This is a genomic window from Nostoc sp. KVJ20 (assembly GCF_001712795.1).
Taxonomy (GTDB): Bacteria; Cyanobacteriota; Cyanobacteriia; order Cyanobacteriales; family Nostocaceae; genus Nostoc.
The window spans coordinates 58,041-78,950 of sequence record NZ_KV757652.1 but is presented as its reverse complement, the minus strand read 5'-3'; the positions used below and the strand labels follow the sequence as shown (position 1 = coordinate 78,950).

Here is a 20,910-nt window from a genome sequence, read left to right as displayed (position 1 = left end):
TTTCTCAGTCCAATTTGTATCCTTGATTACAGGCAAAATTAACTTTGACCTGTCCTTGAGAAGGAGGTAATAGGGTTGGCAAAAAGATAGATTTATTTTTATAATAGTTCACTATTCCAATGTCTTTATTAAAAACCTCTGGTGATATCCCTTCCCTAGAGGTTATTTTTTTAGATGCGATTAATGTTATATAGAAATCCGCTTTGATTTCTGAACTAATTTGCGTAGGTAGGCAATAGGCAATAGGCAATAGGCAATAGTCAAGAAGGCTTCTTAGTTGTACTGAGTTTTTTCAGAAATCAAATACGAGTCCTATATAGAAATCCGATTATAAATAGTCAGGGAATAGTCAGGGATAATTTCTAATTCTTAATAACCTGTTTGTTGGTCAAAAGTTCTATTAAAAGTAAACTCTTCAGTCGCACCGATAACTATTTCAGCAGTTGTGTAGATAAGATTGTTTGAAAAGTCCTCTGGTCGGTAGCAAAACGTTTTAGATCCCCCTAAATCCCCCTTAAGAAGGGGGACTTTTAGAGACTTTGACCCCTTTTTTAAGGGGATCAGCAAGTGCCTAAAATTACAGCCAACCACTTTTAAAACATCCTCTTAGTTAATAATCATTAATTACTTGTTTAAGTAATATTCAGCAATTAAACCACATAAAAATTTCTCAGGAATTTTACTGAACCATCAAGACAATAAATATTACTAATATATAGATAAATATTGTCAGGATGCTAAGTATGTCAGATTTACCGCTTCAGTGCAAAAATTTGAAAGAACAAGTTGAGTCTATATTACAACTTTTGCAACAAGAGCCAACGCTACGTTCCCAAGATATTACACCTGTACAAACTTCCTTAAGTAAGGCGATTTCTCCCAAATTTGAGATTGTGTTTGCGGGTGCGTTTAGTGCTGGTAAATCAATGCTAATCAATGCACTATTAGAGAGGGAATTACTCTACAGTGCGGAGGGACACGCTACAGGTACAGAATGCAAAATCGAGTATGCAGAAGTAGATAAAGAACGTGTTGTTTTGACATTTTTAAGTGAAGCAGAAATTCGGGAACAAGCAGTTTCTTTGTGTCAGCAACTAGGATTTAAGACAGTAACTAACATTAACCAAGCTGAGGTAATGAAATTGCTACGTCAAGGTTCTGAAACTATTATTCACCAAGAGGGTGGTGAAAGTAAATCAGAACGTGCAAAACAGGCGAAAGCGTTAATGTTATTGGTAGAGGGATATATAGCAAATAGCGATCGCATCAACACTGTTAATAATGCTACATACTCAATGGAGCAATTTAACTTTTCCAACCTCAAGGAAGCGGCTGGATATGCCCGTCGTGGTAGCAATAGTGCAGTATTGAAGCGGATAGAATATTACTGTAATCATCCTTTGCTACGAGATGGAAATGTAATTATTGACACACCTGGCATCGATGCACCAGTAGAAAAAGATGCACAGCTAACTTATGCCAAAATTCAACATCCTGATACTTCGGCGGTGGTGTGTGTGCTAAAACCTGCTTCGGCGGGTGATATGACAAAAGAAGAAACAGAACTTTTGGAATTAATGCGGAAGAATGGGGGAGTACGCGATCGCGTTTTCTATGTCTTTAACCGAATTGATGAAACTTGGTATAATACAGAACTACGGCAAAGATTAGATAACTTAATTAGTGGGCAATTTAGCAATTCAAACAAGGTTTATAAAACCAGTGGATTATTAGGATTTTACGGCAGTCAAATTAAACAGACAAGCCAACAAGATAGATTTGGTTTAGATTCTGTTTTCGCAGAAAGTATTAAAGGTTTAGATGGTAATGAAGAAACACCGCAATTTGTCTATGCATTTAACAACTACTGTGTAAATTCAGGAAAGCTGTCTTCTACTAAATTCAATGTCTCTGTTAACGCTATTGAAACCCCAAATCAAAATTATGTACGGATTCTGGGAGATTGGGGAAATGAACTGATAGAAAAGCTAATTCAAGATAGTGCCACTAATGAATTTCGCACAGCTATTACTCGCTATCTTACAGAAGAAAAGCGTCCACAATTATTTAAAAATCTTGCTGATGATTTGGAAGATATTTGTATTAAGCTGAAAAAACATTATCAAAGTGTACAACGCGAGTTAGATAGTCAGCCTCAAGAAATTGATATGATGAAGGCGCAAGAATTGCAACAATTAAATCAGCAACTCCAGCAAGTTGGGAGAGAATTTAGTGAGCATATCAAAGAAGAAGTTAACCATGTAATCAATAATTCTTGTGATGCTTTTGAAGCAGATTTTAAGCAATTGCAATCACGCATGATTCGCCGTTTAGATGAATTGCTAGATACTTTTTCTGTAGCTTATGCTTATCGACGTGCAACCATCAGCCATCCTCGCAACGCTACCGCACCTTTGATTGCTATTTTAGTCGAGGCATTTTATTACTTAGCAAATCAATTAGAAGATATTTTGGTTGAATCTTCTCAGCAAGTAGTTGCAAATTATTTTCAGCGGTTGGTTGAAAAGATTCGCAAGTCCGAATATTATCGCCAGTTGTATCGTTTATTAGATCATGATGGCGGCATTGAACAAGAGATTAGAAATATAGAAAAGCAGGTTACTCAAGCATTAGTTAGTGCAGCTAGTGTAGAGTGCGATCGCTTCGTGCGAGAAAGTCCAAGATTTTATGATGAAGGCACTTTTTCTATATATCAATTTCGCCAAACTTTATTACAAACTTCCCAAGGTTACGACGCTGAAAGTATCATAGAAGCAGAGCCAGCAATTAGGCAGTTATTGAAGTTAGATTTTGAACCCAAAGTTTCCCAAACTATTCGTAAATCTTTCCGTCAAACCATCAACCAAACTCTCAAAACTCAATTGATCCCAATGGCAAATCAGCAAGCCGATGAAATTTTGCAGCAATATCCACAGGCGCGTGCTTATTTAGAGCAAACATTGCAACAAGAGGCTGAAGAAAAAATTGCGAATAATCGCCGATTATTGAATGTTGTTGAAGAAAATATTGCAGCCTATAATTCAGCCACTTCTAGTATTAATAGTTGTTTACAGGCGATGCAATTATATGATCATCTTTTGCCTGTAATTGGTGATCCGTTTGACACTGATGGGAAGTTTGCTAATAATGGATTTGTGATTTCCGATGTGGTACAAGAGGTTTAATTTTACATATCACAATCCGATTTGATTTGTGAAAATTAGCGGTATTTAGATCCCCGACTTCTTAAAGAAGTCGGGGATCTAACTTTTTATAATCCCAATCCCCAAAATGGTTATGACTATCAAGCGCCGGCAATTTCTTACAACCTGTGGACTCGCTACCTTAGCCACCCAAGTATCATCACTTACCGCCCAAGGTAAACTACCCACAAACACCATCCGCAAGCCGCCTCGTCTGCAAGTGGGCGATACTGTGGGATTAATCGCCCCTGCGGGTATTGTTGACGCTAAAGACATCGAAGCAGCGCAGAAGTCAATTTCGCAGTTGGGGTTAAAAGTCAAGCTGGGGAAGCATATTTTAGATCGTTACGGCTATTTAGCGGGTAAAGATAGCGATCGCGCTGATGATGTAAACTTGATGTTTAGCGATCGCACCATAAAAGCAATTATTCCGATGCGTGGTGGTTGGGGCTGCAATCGCATTTTACCTTTACTCAACTACTCGCTGATCCGCTCCCATCCAAAAATTCTCATCGGGTACAGCGATATTACTACCCTGTTGTTGGCAATTAATGCCCGTAGTCAAATGATTACTTTTCACGGGCCAGTTGCTACGTCTACCTGGAATCAATTTACAGTGGATTACTTCAAGCGCATCCTATTGAATGCTGAAGCTGTGACTATGCAAAATCTCAACCCTAGCGAAGTGCGGGTGGAGACAATAGCATCGGGAAAGGCGAGAGGTAAACTTGTAGGTGGAAACTTATCAGTTCTATCAGCGATGGTAGGTTCACCTTACCTACCTTCTTGGAAAAAAAGTATCCTATTTGTAGAAGAAATTGGCGAGGATGTTTACCGGATAGATAGGATGTTGACGCAGTTAAAAACTGCTGGGATACTGAATCAAATTACTGGCTTTATCTTTGGGCAATGCACTAATTGTAAACTTGGAGATGAACCATCATTTACATTAATGCAAGTATTGCAACAACACATACTTCCTTTAGGGATTCCTGCTTGGTATGGTTCAATGATTGGTCATATTAAAGATAAATTTACCTTGCCAATTGGTGTAGAAGTAGAAATAGATGCTGAACTTGGCACAATACGAATGTTAGAAGCGGCTGTTAGTCTGGTTTAATGCAAGTTCGACGGGTCAAGATTATTAAAATAGGACTTACGCGATTTGAAACCTTTCATTGAGCCATAAAACAAGTATGTGGAATTTGTCGGTTCATGGTGAACCAGCGCGTTGCGGGGGTTCCTCCCCCCCCCGTTGTAGCGACTGGCGAACCCGCAAGGGTTAAAGATACCTATGCAATCAAGACTCACATATTTTGTTCACTTCAAGCTTTTGTTAGATTGGAGTTTATGCGGTCTGAAAAAATAATTAGGAATTGGCACGAAATACAACAGAATATGTTCACGTACAACTAACGTGAACATATTTTTACAAACCTTAGTGGTGATGGCATTGTCTAGACTAAATTGCTCATATTTCTTGATATATCTAAAAGATTAGACAAGCCAATTTGTTGAGTTTCTATTGCTAGGTTAAGTAGAAATAACTCCATATCTAGTTTGTTTAAGATTGCCGCATTACCAGAATTATTACTGTTATTCGTGCCATCAGAAAGCGATAAAAAGTAATTAGTATTACCTGCTGTTGGTTGGATGCGTACATAGTAAGTACCTGGAGACAATCGAAGGTCTTTAACCGGTATCGGCCCAATATTATTATCAGAATTCAATACAGCAGTATTTCTAGAACTTAAAACATTTCCACTACTATCAATTACTTGCTCAAGTACACTTCTAGAATAGCTATAGTTAAATATTCTAAGAGTGCTAGTTTTATTTAAATCGAAACGATAGTAGTCAAAAGGATCGGATGAACCGACGTTTTCAAGTACACGAGTATAATTTGAACGTATGGGAAGTTGGCGAAAAGTGCTGAATGTATTTCCGGCATAGTCATTAGCAGCTTTGCGTCCTTCAAATAGCCCCCTAAAATTAAAGTGTTCTACTAAGTTAACACCTTGCAAAAAAGCTAAATCTGGATTGTTGGCTTTATAGTATCCAGCATCAAAAGAGGGCGAAGATTTACGTCCCTCATTTATTCCATTGATTTGAAAATGCTGTAACAACTGGCTATTAGTTAAATTAGTCAAGTCTTGGTTGTTAGCACGATAATAGTTGAAATCAAAAAATGGTGAAAACTGACGTCCTTCGTTTATTCCATTGATTTCAAAATGATTCAGCAGTTGAGAGTTATTTAAGGAAGATAGGTCAGAATTATAGTTTTTGTTGTATGAGATTGGGCTAAAAAATAAAGAAAAAGAACGCCCTTCGGAAACACCAGAGTCTTTGAGATGATTAAATAATTGTTCATTGTTAAAGCTTGTGAGATCACTATTATTAGCGCGATAGTAGTTAAGACTAACGTTGGGCGAAAAACTACGTCCCTCAGCTACTCCGTGATTCACTAGATGATTTAATAGTTCACTGTTGTTGAAGTTTGCCAAGTCAGAACTACTAGCCCGGTAGAAATTCAAATTGATCAGTGGTGAGAATGAACGACCTTCATTTAGACCATAGCTTTGGAAGTGTGACAAAGCTTGAGCATCATTAAAACCAGCTAAGTCTTGATTGGCTGCACGATAGAAACCGGGGTCAAACACATTGGAGATACTTAGAGCCATATTATCAAATATCCAAAAGCTACTCTTACAAAGCGCATTACATAGTAGTACGTAGTATTATAAAGTAAGAGTAAATATCTCCTGATACTAAAAAATAAACTTAATGATTAGAGCGCCGAAACGGAAAGAGGCTTTAAAACCCCCCTTCCCCACAAGGGAATGGGGCTAGGGGGGTTAGGTTTCCGAGACTTAGATGTTACCAAAAATACTTTTCAAACATCCTCTAACGCGCCAGAGTGATTTTGATTAAGATTTTGATAGACAGTATGCATTTCTCCTCGCCATGTTACGACTAACAGAAGTAAAGCTCCCGCTTGATCATCCTGAAGATGAGATCAAGTCTGCCATCCTCAAAAAGCTGCAAATCACGGACGAAGATTTGATCAGCTATTCCATCTTCAAGCGTAGCTACGATGCGCGTAAGAAAGGAGATATCACCCTTGTCTATATTCTGGATGTAGAAACGACTCAGGAAACTCATCTACTCAAGCGCCTGAAAAAAGATCCCCATATCATGTCCACGCCAGACATGAGTTATCGCCCAGTAGCAAGAGCACCGAGCAATTTGACGATTCGCCCCATCGTAATTGGTACTGGGCCTTGTGGCTTGTTTGCGGGTTTGATGCTGGCGCAAATGGGGTTCCGTCCCATCATTTTAGAACGTGGGAAAAAAGTTCGCGATCGCACTGCTGATACTTTTGGCTTTTGGAAGAAAAAATCAGACTTCAACCCAGAATCTAATGCCCAGTTTGGTGAAGGTGGTGCGGGTACATTTTCTGATGGCAAACTCTACAGTCAAGTCAAAGATCCTCAGCATTATGGGCGCAAGGTACTAACCGAACTCGTCAATGCGGGAGCCTCACCAGAAATTCTCTATATCAACAAACCGCACATCGGCACTTTTAAACTAGTCGGAATCGTCCAAAGTATGCGGGCTAAAATCGAATCCCTCGGTGGTGAAATTCGCTTTGAAAGTCGGGTGGAAGATATCAACATCGAAAATGGACAGGTGCGGGGAGTCACCCTCGCCAGTGGCGAATATATCGCCAGCGATTATGTAGTTCTGGCGGTAGGTCACAGCGCCCGCGATACCTTCCAAATGCTATTTGATCGTGGAGTTTACATAGAGCCGAAACCTTTTTCCATCGGCTTTCGGGTCGAACATCCCCAGACTCTCATCGATAAATGTCGTTTTGGCGCTCAAGCTGGTCATAAGCTTTTAGGTGCTGCCGATTACAAACTGGTTCACCACTGCCAAAATGGTCGTTCCGTCTATAGTTTCTGTATGTGTCCGGGAGGATTGGTAGTTGCAGCCGCATCGGAGCCGGGGCGACTTGTCACCAATGGAATGAGCCAATACTCTCGCAATGAGCGCAATGCCAACAGTGCGATCGTTGTGGGTATCACACCCGAAGATTATCCGGGCAATGCCTTGGCGGGAATTGACTTTCAACGGCGCTTAGAAGAACGGGCTTTTGAATTAGGCGGTGGGACTTATGAAGCGCCAGGGCAGTTAGTGGGAGACTTTCTCAACCATCGCCCCTCGACAGCATTGGGCACTGTTAAACCGTCTTATACACCTGGGGTACATTTGGGTGATTTGAGTCAGAGTTTACCAGATTATGCGATCGCAGCCATTCGTGAAGCTCTTCCTGCTTTTGACAAACAAATTAAAGGATTTGCGATGGATGATGCCGTTTTGACTGGCGTGGAAACCCGCACGTCATCACCCATTCGGATTAAACGCAAAGAGGATTATCAGAGTTTGAATACAGTCGGTCTTTACCCGGCTGGTGAAGGCGCGGGATATGCAGGGGGAATTCTCTCGGCTGGCATTGATGGTATTAAGGTAGCAGAGGCGGTAGCTTTAAGTATTTTGAGGAATATGAGTTTGTAGTAAGCACTTTAGTGCTTAAAAATCCAGGACTTTAGTCCTTACTACAGACTGATTATTTACCTATTTATCCTGAACTGAACTGCATTGATACCAAATAAAGCCTATCTGCTCAAAAAAAATTTTCAGACTTACCACGCAAGATACTAAAATTTAATTATCAATGAAAACATAATGTCTGATATTAGCCGTTTTCGTGGGGCTTGGCAAACCCATTAGTTAGATTGCGATTAATCTTTAAACATGGTTGTTGACGAAAATCGAGAAGCGTTCATTCCTTATACTCGCAGCGATATTATCAAACTTTGCCTGCAAGACGGTCAGCTAAATTGGGATGATGCCAAGAAATTTCAAGATTTTTGCCAAATCCTCGCTGCCTACTATCACTTTCGCTTCCACAAAACTTTAGAAATTATCAAAGATAACTATGTACCCTTTAACCCTAATGAAGATGTTCAACCAATAACTCCACCAACATTCGAGCAATATGACGAAATGGAGCGTCAAGTAATTGATGCCTTTGAGCATATTGTCGAAAGAGCGAATTATATTCTTTTGCCGGAATCGATTGTCAAACGATCAGTGACAACCAAATCTCTAATTGATTTGAAAACTCAAGTGGATTTTGAGGATTTTGACCGCTTTCTTTGTTACTACCGGGGTGATAGTTACCAAAAAATCTTAGTAAAAAAGTTCTTCTTTTGGCAAAAAGAAAAGACTATTGATATCTTGGAACGGATTGTTTTATTAGTCAAGTTCAAAGAAGTTGCTTACTTTCGTGCAAAGAAGGACAACATCCAAGATTTGAAATTCATTCCCGGTAAAATGTATGTTTACTGCTACAAAAATATTCCTAAACTAGATATTGACTTACTCTTTCCCAATGTAGAAACGAGTATGACCTTGAAAGATCGCTTACTATTTGGAATCCCTGCTATTGGGGCGGCAATTCCTTTGGTATTAAAGACTTTGCCAAATTTATTATTGCTGGTTGGTGCGATTTTACTAGTACTAAATGTATCATTTCTAATTGAATCATTAAATGTAGAGTTGGCTCAAGTTAGAAATTTTATGCCTGTTTTGGTGGCAACTTTATCATTAGCGCTCTCTTTGGGTGGATTTGCTTTTAAGCAATACACTAATTATAAAAATAAAAAAATTAAATTCCAAAAAAAAGTTACAGATACATTATTTTTCCAGAATTTAGCTAATAATATCAGTGTCTTTCAAATGTTTATTGAATTGGCAGAGGAAGAAGAATGTAAGGAAATTATTCTGGCATACTATCACTTACTTACCAGTCCTACACCCTTAAGCCCTGAACAATTAGATTCTCGCATTGAAACTTGGATGGAGAATAAACTAGGCACAAAGATTAATTTTGATATTCAAGGGCCTCTGAGCAATCTAGAAGATATTCGTGGCCAAGTAATTCCAAATAGCGAAACAACAGACAATGTATCAGAAATCGCTTTACTAACATATAATCAGCAGGGAGAGTGTCAAGTTCTCCCCTTGGATGATGCTAAAGCAGTGATTGATTATGTTTGGGATAATGCCTTTCAATATAACGGGATAATTTTGTAGGCGAACATATCAATTTTAATATCAAGCCCTACCTAGATGCTTTCGAGGCAGGGCTTTGGTTTTTATGGCTGGAGTCGATATGCAATCATGCACTAAGCGCGATAGCGTACACGCCCCCGTAGGCGATCGCACTGGGGAATTTAGCCGAACGTCAAAGCTGGTTCTTCACAGAAGTTAAATAGGGCTGACTCACTTTCTGATTCATCTTCAAATACAGCAGATATGTACCATTCACAGGGCGAATCATTCGTATATTCAGCCCAAGCAATTGTTACTGTTTCACCCGATGGAATCCCTGAATCACTCAAGGTAAATGAAGCCCAATCTTCATCATCGAGAGATACCCATAACTCTGTAATTGCTTGTTCGGTATCATTGGTAACGGTAAACGTGAATTGGTCTGACATAAATAGCCCCTTAGCTATAAATAAATTGCAGGTTGTCAGTCACCGATTATACTGCCACCTTTTTTTAACCGTTGTCATCATAACTGCCAGAATATATACCCAGAAGTTGTTTCAAGCCTTTTTTGACTAAATTTAAATTTGTTAAAGAGTATTAAAAATATCATAGATAAGAACGCGATTCATCGCGTCTTTGTCTTAATACAACTCATATTTCATTAACTGACAAGGCAGCGCTCCGTTATACACCGCAATCCGCCGCGATGATTTTAGTCCAATCGATTGAGACAGTTCCTTGTTCCCACTGAGTACAAATGCAGTCCAGCCTTTGAAGCGTTGTTTTAAGACATCGCCCAAAAGTTTGTAAAATGCCCCTAAATCGCTATCTTGCCCCAGCCGTTCGCCATAAGGTGGATTGCAGAATAAAATCCCACTGTCTGCGGGGGCGACAACATCGGCTAACTCCATTTGAGAAAACCATACATGGTTATCAACGCCGCAGTTTTGAGCATTGTTAATCGCTTGCTCAATTATATTTTCATCGCGATCGCTTCCCCAAATAGGTGCGGGAAGGGTATCTAGTTGGCTGTCCTTAGCTTCTTGGAGCAACTTTTCTAAAAGGGACAAATCAAAATCGAGCCAAGTTTCAAATCCAAAGGACTCACGAAACAGTCCTGGTGCGATATTCAGTGCTTTTAAGCTAGCTTCCAAAGGTAAAGTGCCAGATCCACACAGAGGATCGTAGAACATCTGGTTTGGCTCCCAACCCGAAAGCTGAATGAGCGCAGCAGCCAGAGATTCCTTGAGAGGGGCGGCTCCCACCGCAGGACGGTAGCCTCGACGATGTAGACTATTTCCCGAACTGTCGAGTTTAACGGTACAAAAGTCGCGTTCAATATGAACATTAACCCGCACATCTGGTTCATGAAGCTCTACATTTGAACGCTCACCCAGATTTTCTTTCTGTTGATCAACGATCGCATTTTTGACCTGGAGAGATGTGAAGTGGCTGTGGTTGAGGTGCTGGTTTTTGCCTGTGACATTCACCGCCAGGGTCATATCTGGCGTTAAATAGTTTACCCAATCGATACTCTGGATACCGCGATAGAGATCATCGGCATTTTGGCATGGAAACTCATCAATATTCACCAAGATTCGGAACGGCAGCCTAGCCCAGAGGTTGACGCGATAAAGCAAAGTGCGATCGCCCTCAAAAGCGACACCGCAAAATCCTGGCTCCACCGAATGGGCACCCAGTTGCTCTAACTCCTGAGCCGCCAGGGTTTCTAATCCGCGAGCAACTGTTGCAAAATAATTCATAATTCGTAATTCGTAATTCGTAATTAATGGTTACTAGTAACTCAATTTATTGGTTTTTCAGAGAAGCGACTTTTTTAACTCAGATTAATCTAGAAATTTCTAAAATCAATCATTGTCTGACGATAAGCATCTGGCAAACCTGTATCAAAACACTTGCCTTTAACAACATATCCTGTCATTCCCTCTTCCTGACGTAATTTTTCCAGACAGGATGTTAACTGAAATTCACCTCGTTCTCGGAAATTTTGATTTATATGTTCCGCTAGAAAGTCAAAAATTTTCGGCGTAAGTAAATATAGGCCAAATATACCTAAAAACTCATTTTCTGCCATTCCCTCTAAACGTAAATGCTGTTGTGCATACTCAATAGTAGGTTTTTCATAGAGTTGGGTAACTGACAAAATCGAGTTTAACTCTTGCCAAACTCCTGTTACACACCCAGCTTTATGAATAATCTCTGCTGGCATTGTAGTTAAACCAACAACATTTTGATTCACTTGTTCGTAAACATCTAAAACTTGACTAGCACAAGATTTTTCAATGTCAGATGCATAAATGTGGTCGCCCAACATTAGCAAAAATGGCTCATTTTGCACCCAATCTTTAGCACAAAATACCGCATGACCATAGCCTAATTGCTCCTCTTGCAATAAGATGGTAATTCTGCTACCTAAATCTTCGAGATATTGGCTATATTCTTTATTTTGTGGTGAAAGTTTATCTAAAAGTTCTTTTTTAGGTGGGTTTTTCAATAAATCTTCAAATACTTCTTTGTCATCGGGCTGCACCACGATCCCCACTTCTGTAATTCCAGCACTAATTGCCTCTTCAATAATTGCGAGAATCACAGGTTTTGCCCTACCATCTCGATCAATAATCGGAAAAAGTTCTTTTTTCACAACTTTCGTAGCTGGAAACAACCGAGTGCCGAAACCAGCTACCGGAATCACAGCTTTTCTAACTTTATTTTTCTGCATAAATGGATCGTCACCCCAACTTCTCAAACAACTCCGCCAACACTACATTAGAAAACAAAAACCCTTGGGGATCAATCAAACGCAACCTTCCCTCTACAACTTCTACCCAACCTTTCTCAAAATACTCTTGCAAACATCTGCAAATTTCCTCCACCTTCTCTTCCCCATAAGCTTCCGCCAACGCCGCCAAACTCACACCTTCCGCTAAACGCAACCCTAACATTAACGTTTCTAACAATACTTCCTTTGGGGGAGTCAAATCACAATCAATTACACCGCCAGCTTCCACCCACTGGTAATACTCCTTAGTTTTACGCGGACGAGTGAAGCGTTTACCCTCAACATAACTCGCCGCACCCATCCCAAAGCCGTAGTAAGGGCGATTTTCCCAATACACTCGATTATGTCGGCACTGATGACCAGGTTGGGCATAATTGGAAATTTCATAATGCTCATAACCTGCACCAGTCAAAATCTGCTGCCCCATCTGGTACATTTTGACTGTGGCTTCATCCGTGGGCAAAGGAGTATCACCAGGTTTGTAGTAACGACCAAAGGCTGTACCTGGTTCGATGGTCAGATCATAAATAGATATGTGAGTAGGTAGAAGCGCTACCGCTTTGGTGAGAGAATCTTGCCATTGATCTAAAGACTGATGCGGCAACCCGGAGATTAAGTCTAAGCTAAATTCGGGAATCTCGACTTGATGAATTAGTTCCACAGCTGCAAAAATATCTTCAACTGAGTGCGATCGCCCCGCCCTTTGCAATAATTCTGATTGAAAGGCTTGTACACCCAAACTTACCCGGTTCACACCTGCACTGCGATATCCTGCTATATGTGCTAAATCAAAGGTGGCTGGGTCAATTTCCATAGAAATTTCTACCCCAGACGCAATGCCAAAATGGTTCTCTAACTCTGTTACTATCCGTTGTAACTGCTCAGTTGATAGCAGCGAAGGAGTACCACCACCGAAGAAAATTGTCTTTAAGGGTTGACCAAATGCTGGTGTCATAGCAATTTCTTGACATAACACCTCAACATATTGGGAGATAGTACCAGATGTTTCGCCCCGCAAGCGATCGCCAACAACAGACACCGGGAAATCACAATAAAAACACCGCCGTCTACAAAAGGGAATATGCACATAAGCAGAACTTGCAATTCCCGAAATACCAAATTTTTGACTCATTTTGAGAAAAGTTTTAAGTTAGCCCAACTGCGAATTGGAGATAATAAAAATGAGGTAAGAATTCAGGAGTCAGGAGTCAGGAGCCAGAATAATTGTAAAATCAAGCGTGCAATAACTTCTTGATTTTATTAAAATCATTAAGTTTGGGTATCATAAGTCTTCTTAATTCTGACTTCTGGATTCTGGATTCTGAATTCTTACAAAATGAGTAGTTTATTTACAAAATTTTGTTATTTTACAAAGAAACAATGAAAAATATTAAGATAAAAGCCTTTGGTTATAATAATTGCAGATATTGTCCTACTAAACCCTTAGTGTAAGTCAATATTGATGAGTTTATCTTACCGATGAAATAAAAAATACTTAACTTTATCGGTGAACACATTTTCAGGAAAACAAGACAATCATGCTTGACGCAATTATCATTTTCTCATTTATCCTAGCAGCGTCGGGAATAGGGTTCTACAGCATTGAACTACTACCCAATGGGGCGCTAGATCAAGTAACGAATCTAGAAGCTTTACGCTTAGTTGTTGCCGTCTTTGCCGCCATTATTGGTGGTGCGATCGGGCTGAGTTTCCAGACGACATATCGTCGCCTAGAATCACAAGTCAAGGAAATGCCTCTAGAAGTGATCTTAACTCGTGCGATCGGCTTAGTGATTGGGCTATTGCTAGCTAACCTCATGCTAGCCCCACTATTTTTGCTACCCATCCCGGCAGATTTTGGATTTATTAAGCCACTGGTGGCAGTTGTCGGCAGTATTATACTTTCCGTCACTGGCATGAATTTGGCAGATACTCACGGACGAGGCTTATTGCGGTTCATTAATCCCAACACCGTCGAATCGATGGTAGTGGAAGGAACACTAAAACCCGCAAATACCAAAGTTTTAGACACTAGCTGCATTATTGATGGTCGTATTGAAGCCTTACTAGAAACAGGGTTTTTAGAAGGGCAAATTCTTGTACCCCAGTTTGTCTTGCAAGAACTCCAACAAGTAGCAGATGCTAGCAAAGACCAAAAACGAGTGCGGGGAAGGCGGGGGCTAGAAATTCTCAACCGCATTAAGGAAGATTATCCCGATCGCATTCTGATTAATGCAGTTGACTACGAAGATATTCCCACAGTAGACGCGAAGTTAGTGCGCTTCGCCCAAGAAATCAGCGGTACGCTACTAACCAACGACTACAACTTGTCTAAAGTCGCCAGCGTTCAGAAAGTACCTGTTTTGAATGTAAATGATTTAGTGAACGCCGTCCGTCCCAGTTATTTACCTGGCGACAATCTGGATTTGAAAATTCTCAAGGAAGGCAAAGAACCCAGTCAAGGCATTGGCTATCTAGACGACGGCACAATGGTTGTTGTTGAAGAAGGCAGCAATTATGTGGGTGGTGAACTGCGAGTAGTAGTCACAAGTGCTTTGCAAACTACAGCAGGAAGAATGATTTTTGCCAAACCCCAAGCTTCAGCATTGGCGTGAAACAATGGGATGTTTAATTCAAATGAAACTTGGTAATCGGTGCAGGTTGACTGCACCGATTATTTATTGATTAGACTCATAAACCTCACTATTGAGGCATCACATTTCTGATTTCCCACCCAAGAACAAAATTTCGTTATTTGAACCACATTTAGAACTCTGTTTGAGAGTGCCCACTCATGCCCAAATAAACAACCTACACTTATCAGAATCTTCTTCCTGCCTCCTGCCTCCTGCCCCCTGCCCCCTGCCTCCTGCCCCCTGCCCCCTGCCTTCATTGATAAATTTCGGGGTTAACACAATAAGCTAGATGATCGCCCCTCAGTCCAGCAATTAAGTTAGCGATCGCCATTGTTGCCATTTTTGATCGCGTTTGAAGACTGGCACTGCCAATATGAGGCGCAATAATTAGATTATCTAAAGTTAACAGCAGACTATCGCTGGGAATCGGTTCTGGTTCGGTGACATCCACAGCCGCAGCAGCAATTTGACCACTTGCAAGGGCACGATACAGAGAATCTGGATCTACAATAGTTCCCCGCGCTGTATTAATCAAAATAGCCGATCGCTTCATCAACTCAAATTGGCGATCGCAAATAAGATGATACGTATCATCAGTAGATGGTGTGTGCAGTGTTACAAAATCAGACTCTTGCAGCAAGCGTTCCAACGTAGCAAACTCCACACCCAAAGATTGTTCTAATTCTGGGTTGCATCGCTGCCTACTCGTATACAAAATCTTCATTTCAAACCCTTTGGCACGACGAGCAATTGCTTGGCCAATGCGCCCAAAACCAACAATCCCCAAAGTAGCACCCGTAACATTTGGCCCCAATAATAAGTCTGGTTCCCAAGTCTGCCACAACCCTGCACGAGTAAAGCGATCTGCCTCCACTACTCGCCGTGCTGCTGCCATGAGTAATGCCCAAGCAAAATCTGCGGTAGCATCGGTTAACACCCCAGGAGTATGACCAACGGGAATTTGCCGTGCCGTAGCGGCGGCAATGTCAATGTTATCGTAACCCACCGCCATTTGACTGATGACTTTGAGTTTCCCAGACTCGATCAGTTGCCGATCAATTTGGTCAGTCAGCAGACAGAGCAATCCATCTATTTCTTGGACTTTTTCTCGTAAAATTTCGTAGGGAGGGGGTTGGCGTTCTGGCCAAACTTCCACAGTGACGAGCGATCGCAGTTTCTCTAATTCAATGGGTAGACGACGAGTGACGAAGACCTTAGCTTCAAGCATAGTTTTAGCATAATAAATTCTTCCCATTATTTATCGAAACAGAATTCAGGAGTCAGGAGTCAGGAGTCAGAATTCAGAATGAATTTTGTACGAGTGGCGGATAGCGAAGCGTTAGTGAGTATTCAAGCGTCGCGTCTGAATCCTCCACTGATAGATAGATAGATAGCGAGTCAGACGCTCTACGTCGCTAACGCTGCGCTATCGAGTGTCAGGAGCGTCTGAATACCCCCACCAAATCGTAGATTTAGTGGTGCAACAATTCCTGCGCCGATCTGAATCCCCGACTGATTAGATTCTGGCCGGAGCTAACAGAAACGTCTCCGGCTCTGCTCCTGAATTTTGACTCCTGTTAGCGGATAGCTAAGGTTTAGCCCATTCTGACTCCTGAATTCTGACTCCTGAATTCTTCTTCAATGGAGTTTCGTTAATTGACACCAGTTAATCAACATTACTTGCAAAAGATTAATAATTAGTAATTATTCTTTAACAACTGTCTTAAATGTTTTAAATATCTGCTTAACTGTCTTAACTGTCTTTTTATTCTTCAATTTTTGATTTAACTATCTGCTTAACTGTCTTAACTGTCTTCTTATCCTTCAATTTTTGATTTAACTATCTGTTTAAGTGCTTTCGTCTACGGATTGCTTTTTTTTTGAAACTATGAAAAGTTATGAGAACACCATAATAAATCACTAAAAATTAATCTGTCAGCATTGAAACAAGTAATGACTTAAACAGCTTTTTGAAATGCCTTATCTTTGGCGTAGGGAACTTCAAATAAAACGTACATAGCTCGTTATTTGAATTAGCAGTATCTTGTATTCTCGCCTTAACACAAGCCATCACAAGCAAACCAATGTGGAGACTTAATCCGATTGGCGAGGATATTCATGAACTGCAACGGTACTCAAATCAGCCACGAAACAAAGATAGCAAGAAGACCCCAGAGGAGGTTTAGCGCAGATCATGCAACCCTTTGAACTGCCAGAATTTTACACGCCTTGGCCCGCACGGCTGAACCCAAATCTGGAAGCGGCACGAGTCCATTCCAAAGCGTGGGCCTACGAGATGGGGATACTTGGCTCAGAAGAGGAAGCGCAAAGCTCGGTTATCTGGGATGAACATACATTTGACTCCCACGACTACGCCTTGCTTTGCTCCTATACCCATCCAGATGCGCCGGGAGCGGAGCTTGATCTAGTAACCGACTGGTATGTTTGGGTGTTCTTCTTCGACGATCACTTTCTGGAAATCTATAAGCGCACTCAAGACATGGCTGGGGCAAAGGAGTATCTTGACCGATTGCCAGCGTTTATGCCAGTGCATCCCACTGATACCCCTTCGGTTCCGACCAACCCAGTAGAGCGCGGCTTGGCTGATCTGTGGTCTCGCACTGCCTTTACTAAATCTGTAGACTGGCGACTTCGATTCTTTGAGAGTACCAAGAACCTCTTAGAAGAGTCTCTGTGGGAACTCGCCAATATCAACCAGGATCGGGTTGCTAACCCCATCGAATACATCGAGATGCGCCGCAAAGTTGGTGGCGCTCCGTGGTCAGCGGATCTCGTCGAACATGCCGTGTTTATAGAGATTCCAGCCCAAATCGCCTCGACTCGGCCAATGCGTATCCTCAAAGACACATTTGCCGATGGAGTGCATCTTCGCAATGACCTATTCTCCTACCAGAGAGAAGTGGAAGATGAAGGTGAGAACGCCAACTGCGTGCTGGTCTTGGAGCAGTTCTTGAATGTGAGTACCCAAGAGGCGGCTAACCTTACCAACGAACTGCTAACCTCGCGGTTATACCAGTTTGATAACACTGCCGTCACCGAGTTGCCCCCCCTCTTTGAGGAGTACGGACTAGACCCAGTGGCTCGTATGAACGTTCTCCTTTACATCAAAGGACTCCAGGACTGGCAATCGGGCGGTCACGAGTGGCACATGCGATCGAGCCGTTACATGAACAAGGGAGGAGACAATTCTTCGACATCTACACTTTTGGGAGGCCCCACAGGGCTAGGCACATCGGCTGCACGGATTGAATCGCTATACGCCGCCTTGGGTTTGGGAAGGTTCAAGAGCTTTACTCACGTTCCATACCAGTCCGTCGGGCCAGTAACACTGCCGAAGTTTTACATGCCCTTTACTACAAGCTTGAATCCCCATCTGGATGCTGCGCGGAAGCATTCCAAGGAATGGGCGCGTGAAATGGGGATGCTGGAATCACTACCTGGGATTCCTGATGCCGTCATCTGGGATGATCACAAGTTTGATGTTGCTGACGTAGCCCTTTGTGGTGCGTTAATCCATCCGAATGGATCTGGCCCCGAACTGAATTTGACAGCGTGCTGGCTTGTTTGGGGAACATACGCCGACGATTACTTCCCGGCACTCTACGGGAATAACCGCAACATGGCTGGTGCGAAAGTGTTCAATGCCCGACTGTCAGCGTTTATGCCTCTGGATGACTCCACCCCCAGCGAGGTTCCGACCAATCCAGTGGAAGCCGGCTTGGCAGATATTTGGTCTCGTACAGCTGGTCCCATGTCCGCAAACGCGCGGACTCAGTTCCGCCGAGCGATTCAGGATATGACTGACAGCTGGGTGTGGGAACTCGCCAACCAGATCCAAAATCGGATTCCCGACCCGATAGATTATATTGAGATGCGCCGTAAGACCTTTGGCTCGGATCTGACCATGAGCCTGTCGCGACTAGCTCAGGGGAGCGAGATCCCGCAAGAGATTTACCGCACCCGAACGATGCGATCGCTCGATAATTCCGCCGCCGACTTCGCCTGTTTTACCAACGATATCTTCTCCTATCAGAAAGAAATCGAATTCGAGGGTGAAATCCATAACTGCGTGCTGGTCGTTCAGAATTTCCTCAACTGCGGTAAATCACAGGCTGTTGAGGTTGTCAATAATCTGATGACCGCTAGGGCGCTCCAGTTTCAACACATCGTTGCCACCGAACTACCAGCCCTTTTTGATGATTTCGACCTGGATGCAAGTACCCGCGAGAAACTGCTTGGATACGTCAAGAAACTAGAGCAGTGGATGTGCGGCGTTCTCAAGTGGCATATAACGGTAGACCGCTATAAGGAATTTGAATTGCGTAATTCCTTAGCAGGGCGGCTACTTAGCGGGCCTAGAGGGCTGGGTACTTCAGCTAGGCGTATTGGATCGGTGACATACTCACCGAGAAAGAAGGGTTGGTGATTCTGGAGTAATAAGTAACAAGTAATAAGTAATGAGTAAATACCCATTTCTCATCCACTCATTACTCATTACTCATTCAAAGTCGTGTCACTGATGATAAAAAGCCGTCCTCAAAAGACGGGGCTTCTCTACGAGACGCTTCTCTACGAGAGGCTACGCCAACGCGAACAGACCCAAGTTTTTGGTGAGGATTTAAGGTGATTTTTTTGTCGGTGAGTTAATTCCAGGTTCAGTATGCGATCGCATGAGATCGGTTTTTTTTAGTAACTAATTAAAGTGGAGGATTAAGTTGTGACGTATTCTAACGATCCCAATTTGGAAGATCAGCAGCCTCAGTTAACCTTGAGTACAGCAGCGGCGCGTAATTTGGCGACAACGACCAAATCTGCACCGCAGACTCAGGAAATTACATCGAGGTGGTTGTTGAAGTTGTTACCGTGGGTGCAGACAAAAGGTGGCGCTTATCGAGTCAACCGTCGGTTGAGTTATTCCGTGGGTGATGGACGGGTGAGTTTCACCAACACCGGAGCAACGGTGCAGGTGATTCCCCTGGAACTTACTGAGTTGCCCTTGCTGCGAGGGTTTAACAACGTCGAGGTGTTGACCGGGTTGGCGAACCAGTTTGTGCAGGAGGAGTTCGCCCCAGACGAGGTGATCGTCCCGATTGGTCAGCCGGCCAATCGCATAATTCTGATTGCTCGTGGTAAGGTCAACAAAATTGGTGTTGGCAAGTATGGCGAGCAGATTGTGTACGATGTGCTAGCCGACGGCGACCATTTCGGCGATGAAACTGTGGTGCAGTCCGAGGATACTTGGCAGTACACCCTCAAGGCGATTACCAGAACCATCGTGTTGTCGCTACCCCAAGCGGCGTTTGAAAGGGCGATCGCTCAGTCTGAGGAATTAGGAACCCATGTTGAACAGTTCCGCACCCGCCTGAACCAGCCACAAACTGCCCAAGGTGAAGCGGCCATTGAACTGGCAGCCGATCATCCCCAAGAGGCTGAGTTGCCCGGAACCTTCGCCGATTACGAACTCACACCCAGAGAATATGAGTTGAGCATTGCTCAAACGGTGTTGCGAGTCAGTACGCGGGTAGCCGATCTGTACAACGAACCGTACAACCAGACAGAAGAACAACTGCGGCTGACTATCGAGGCATTACGGGAACGTCAAGAACACGAGTTACTCAACAACCGCGAATTCGGGTTGCTGCACAACGCCGACCTCAAACAGCGGATCTACAGCAGTAGCGGCGCACCTACTCCCGATGACTTGGACGAACTGTTGGCGACGGTATGGAAGGAGCCGGGATTCTTCCTGGCTCACCCCCGGACGATCGCTGCCTTTGGTCGTGAGGCCAACCGCCTTGGTCTTTATCCACAAAGTGTAGATGTGAACGGCGTTCAGGTCACATCTTGGCGCGGCGTACCCATCTTTCCTTCCAACAAGATCCCCATCACCAATAACCGCACTAGTTCTATCCTTTTGCTCCGCACTGGTGTAGAAAAACAAGGAGTAATCGGCTTACATCAAACTGGTATCCCCGATGAATACCAACCCAGTTTGTCTGTTCGATTTATGGGCATCAGCGAAAAGGCGATCATCTCCTACCTCGTCACCGCCTACTACTCCGCAGCCGTCCTCACTCCTGACGCACTTGGCATCCTTGAAGATGTTGAAATTGGGCGCTGAGGGATT

The 20,910-nt window shown here is 42.7% G+C and carries 13 protein-coding genes and 1 pseudogene; 8 read left to right on the top strand and 6 right to left on the bottom strand.

What is annotated here, in order from left to right; genetic code table 11:
- Positions 1–743 precede the first annotated feature (743 nt).
- The 3 genes and pseudogenes from A4S05_RS23440 to A4S05_RS23430 form a co-directional block, all read left to right on the top strand.
- On the top strand, positions 744–3,185 hold the full coding sequence (locus tag A4S05_RS23440) for a dynamin-like GTPase family protein (protein WP_069072191.1): 2,442 nt from the start codon (positions 744–746) through the stop codon (positions 3,183–3,185).
- A 112-nt stretch (positions 3,186–3,297) separates the two neighbouring features.
- Positions 3,298–4,323 carry a S66 peptidase family protein gene (locus A4S05_RS23435; protein WP_069072190.1) on the top strand — a complete coding sequence of 342 codons (1,026 nt, stop codon included), beginning with the start codon at positions 3,298–3,300 and terminating at the stop codon, positions 4,321–4,323.
- Positions 4,320–4,619 (top strand): annotated as a pseudogene (locus A4S05_RS23430) (hypothetical protein); the annotation flags it as partial. The gene A4S05_RS23435 and the pseudogene A4S05_RS23430, both read left to right, overlap by 4 nt.
- Before the next feature lie 41 nt (positions 4,620–4,660).
- Here the strand turns inward: A4S05_RS23430 and A4S05_RS23425 are convergent.
- Positions 4,661–5,884 carry a hypothetical protein gene (locus A4S05_RS23425; protein WP_069072188.1) on the bottom strand — a complete coding sequence of 408 codons (1,224 nt, stop codon included), beginning with the start codon at positions 5,882–5,884 and terminating at the stop codon, positions 4,661–4,663.
- 283 nt (positions 5,885–6,167) lie between these two features.
- Here A4S05_RS23425 and A4S05_RS23420 point away from each other — a divergent pair, with 283 nt between their 5' ends.
- Together A4S05_RS23420 and A4S05_RS23415 are read left to right on the top strand one after the other, a co-directional pair.
- Positions 6,168–7,781, top strand: coding sequence for an NAD(P)/FAD-dependent oxidoreductase (locus A4S05_RS23420; protein WP_069072187.1), 1,614 nt, complete (start codon positions 6,168–6,170; stop codon positions 7,779–7,781).
- Positions 7,782–8,021: 240 nt separating this feature from the next.
- The gene (locus A4S05_RS23415) at positions 8,022–9,365 is read left to right on the top strand and encodes a TMEM143 family protein (RefSeq protein ID WP_069072186.1); all 1,344 of its coding nucleotides are present in this window, start codon (positions 8,022–8,024) and stop codon (positions 9,363–9,365) included.
- A gap of 140 nt (positions 9,366–9,505) precedes the next feature.
- Here the strand turns inward: A4S05_RS23415 and A4S05_RS23410 are convergent, their stop codons facing one another.
- The 4 genes from A4S05_RS23410 to hemW all read right to left on the bottom strand — a co-directional run bounded on the left by A4S05_RS23410 (position 9,506) and on the right by hemW (position 13,258).
- Positions 9,506–9,772, bottom strand: a complete 267-nt coding sequence (locus A4S05_RS23410) for a hypothetical protein (protein ID WP_069072185.1) — start codon at positions 9,770–9,772, stop codon at positions 9,506–9,508.
- Positions 9,773–9,967: 195 nt separating this feature from the next.
- A complete protein-coding gene (locus tag A4S05_RS23405) occupies positions 9,968–11,089 on the bottom strand; it encodes a THUMP domain-containing class I SAM-dependent RNA methyltransferase (protein ID WP_069072184.1) in 1,122 nt (373 codons plus the stop codon).
- Positions 11,090–11,178: 89 nt separating this feature from the next.
- Positions 11,179–12,066, bottom strand: a complete 888-nt coding sequence (locus A4S05_RS23400) for a UTP--glucose-1-phosphate uridylyltransferase (RefSeq protein ID WP_069072183.1) — start codon at positions 12,064–12,066, stop codon at positions 11,179–11,181.
- Between the two features lie 10 nt (positions 12,067–12,076).
- A complete protein-coding gene (hemW, locus tag A4S05_RS23395) occupies positions 12,077–13,258 on the bottom strand; it encodes a radical SAM family heme chaperone HemW (RefSeq protein ID WP_069072182.1) in 1,182 nt (393 codons plus the stop codon).
- A 406-nt stretch (positions 13,259–13,664) separates the two neighbouring features.
- Between hemW and A4S05_RS23390 the strand changes: the two genes are divergently transcribed.
- The gene (locus tag A4S05_RS23390) at positions 13,665–14,741 is read left to right on the top strand and encodes a PIN/TRAM domain-containing protein (RefSeq protein WP_069072181.1); all 1,077 of its coding nucleotides are present in this window, start codon (positions 13,665–13,667) and stop codon (positions 14,739–14,741) included.
- A 274-nt stretch (positions 14,742–15,015) separates the two neighbouring features.
- Here the strand turns inward: A4S05_RS23390 and A4S05_RS23380 are convergent, their stop codons facing one another.
- The gene (locus A4S05_RS23380) at positions 15,016–15,990 is read right to left on the bottom strand and encodes a 2-hydroxyacid dehydrogenase (protein ID WP_069072179.1); all 975 of its coding nucleotides are present in this window, start codon (positions 15,988–15,990) and stop codon (positions 15,016–15,018) included.
- Positions 15,991–16,956: 966 nt separating this feature from the next.
- Between A4S05_RS23380 and A4S05_RS23375 the strand changes: the two genes are divergently transcribed.
- Both A4S05_RS23375 and A4S05_RS23370 read left to right on the top strand, forming a co-directional pair.
- Complete coding sequence (locus tag A4S05_RS23375; RefSeq protein WP_069072178.1) at positions 16,957–19,209, top strand: family 2 encapsulin nanocompartment cargo protein terpene cyclase; 2,253 nt, start codon at positions 16,957–16,959, stop codon at positions 19,207–19,209.
- Between the two features lie 291 nt (positions 19,210–19,500).
- Positions 19,501–20,904 carry a family 2B encapsulin nanocompartment shell protein gene (locus tag A4S05_RS23370; protein WP_069072177.1) on the top strand — a complete coding sequence of 468 codons (1,404 nt, stop codon included), beginning with the start codon at positions 19,501–19,503 and terminating at the stop codon, positions 20,902–20,904.
- Positions 20,905–20,910: the final 6 nt, after the last annotated feature.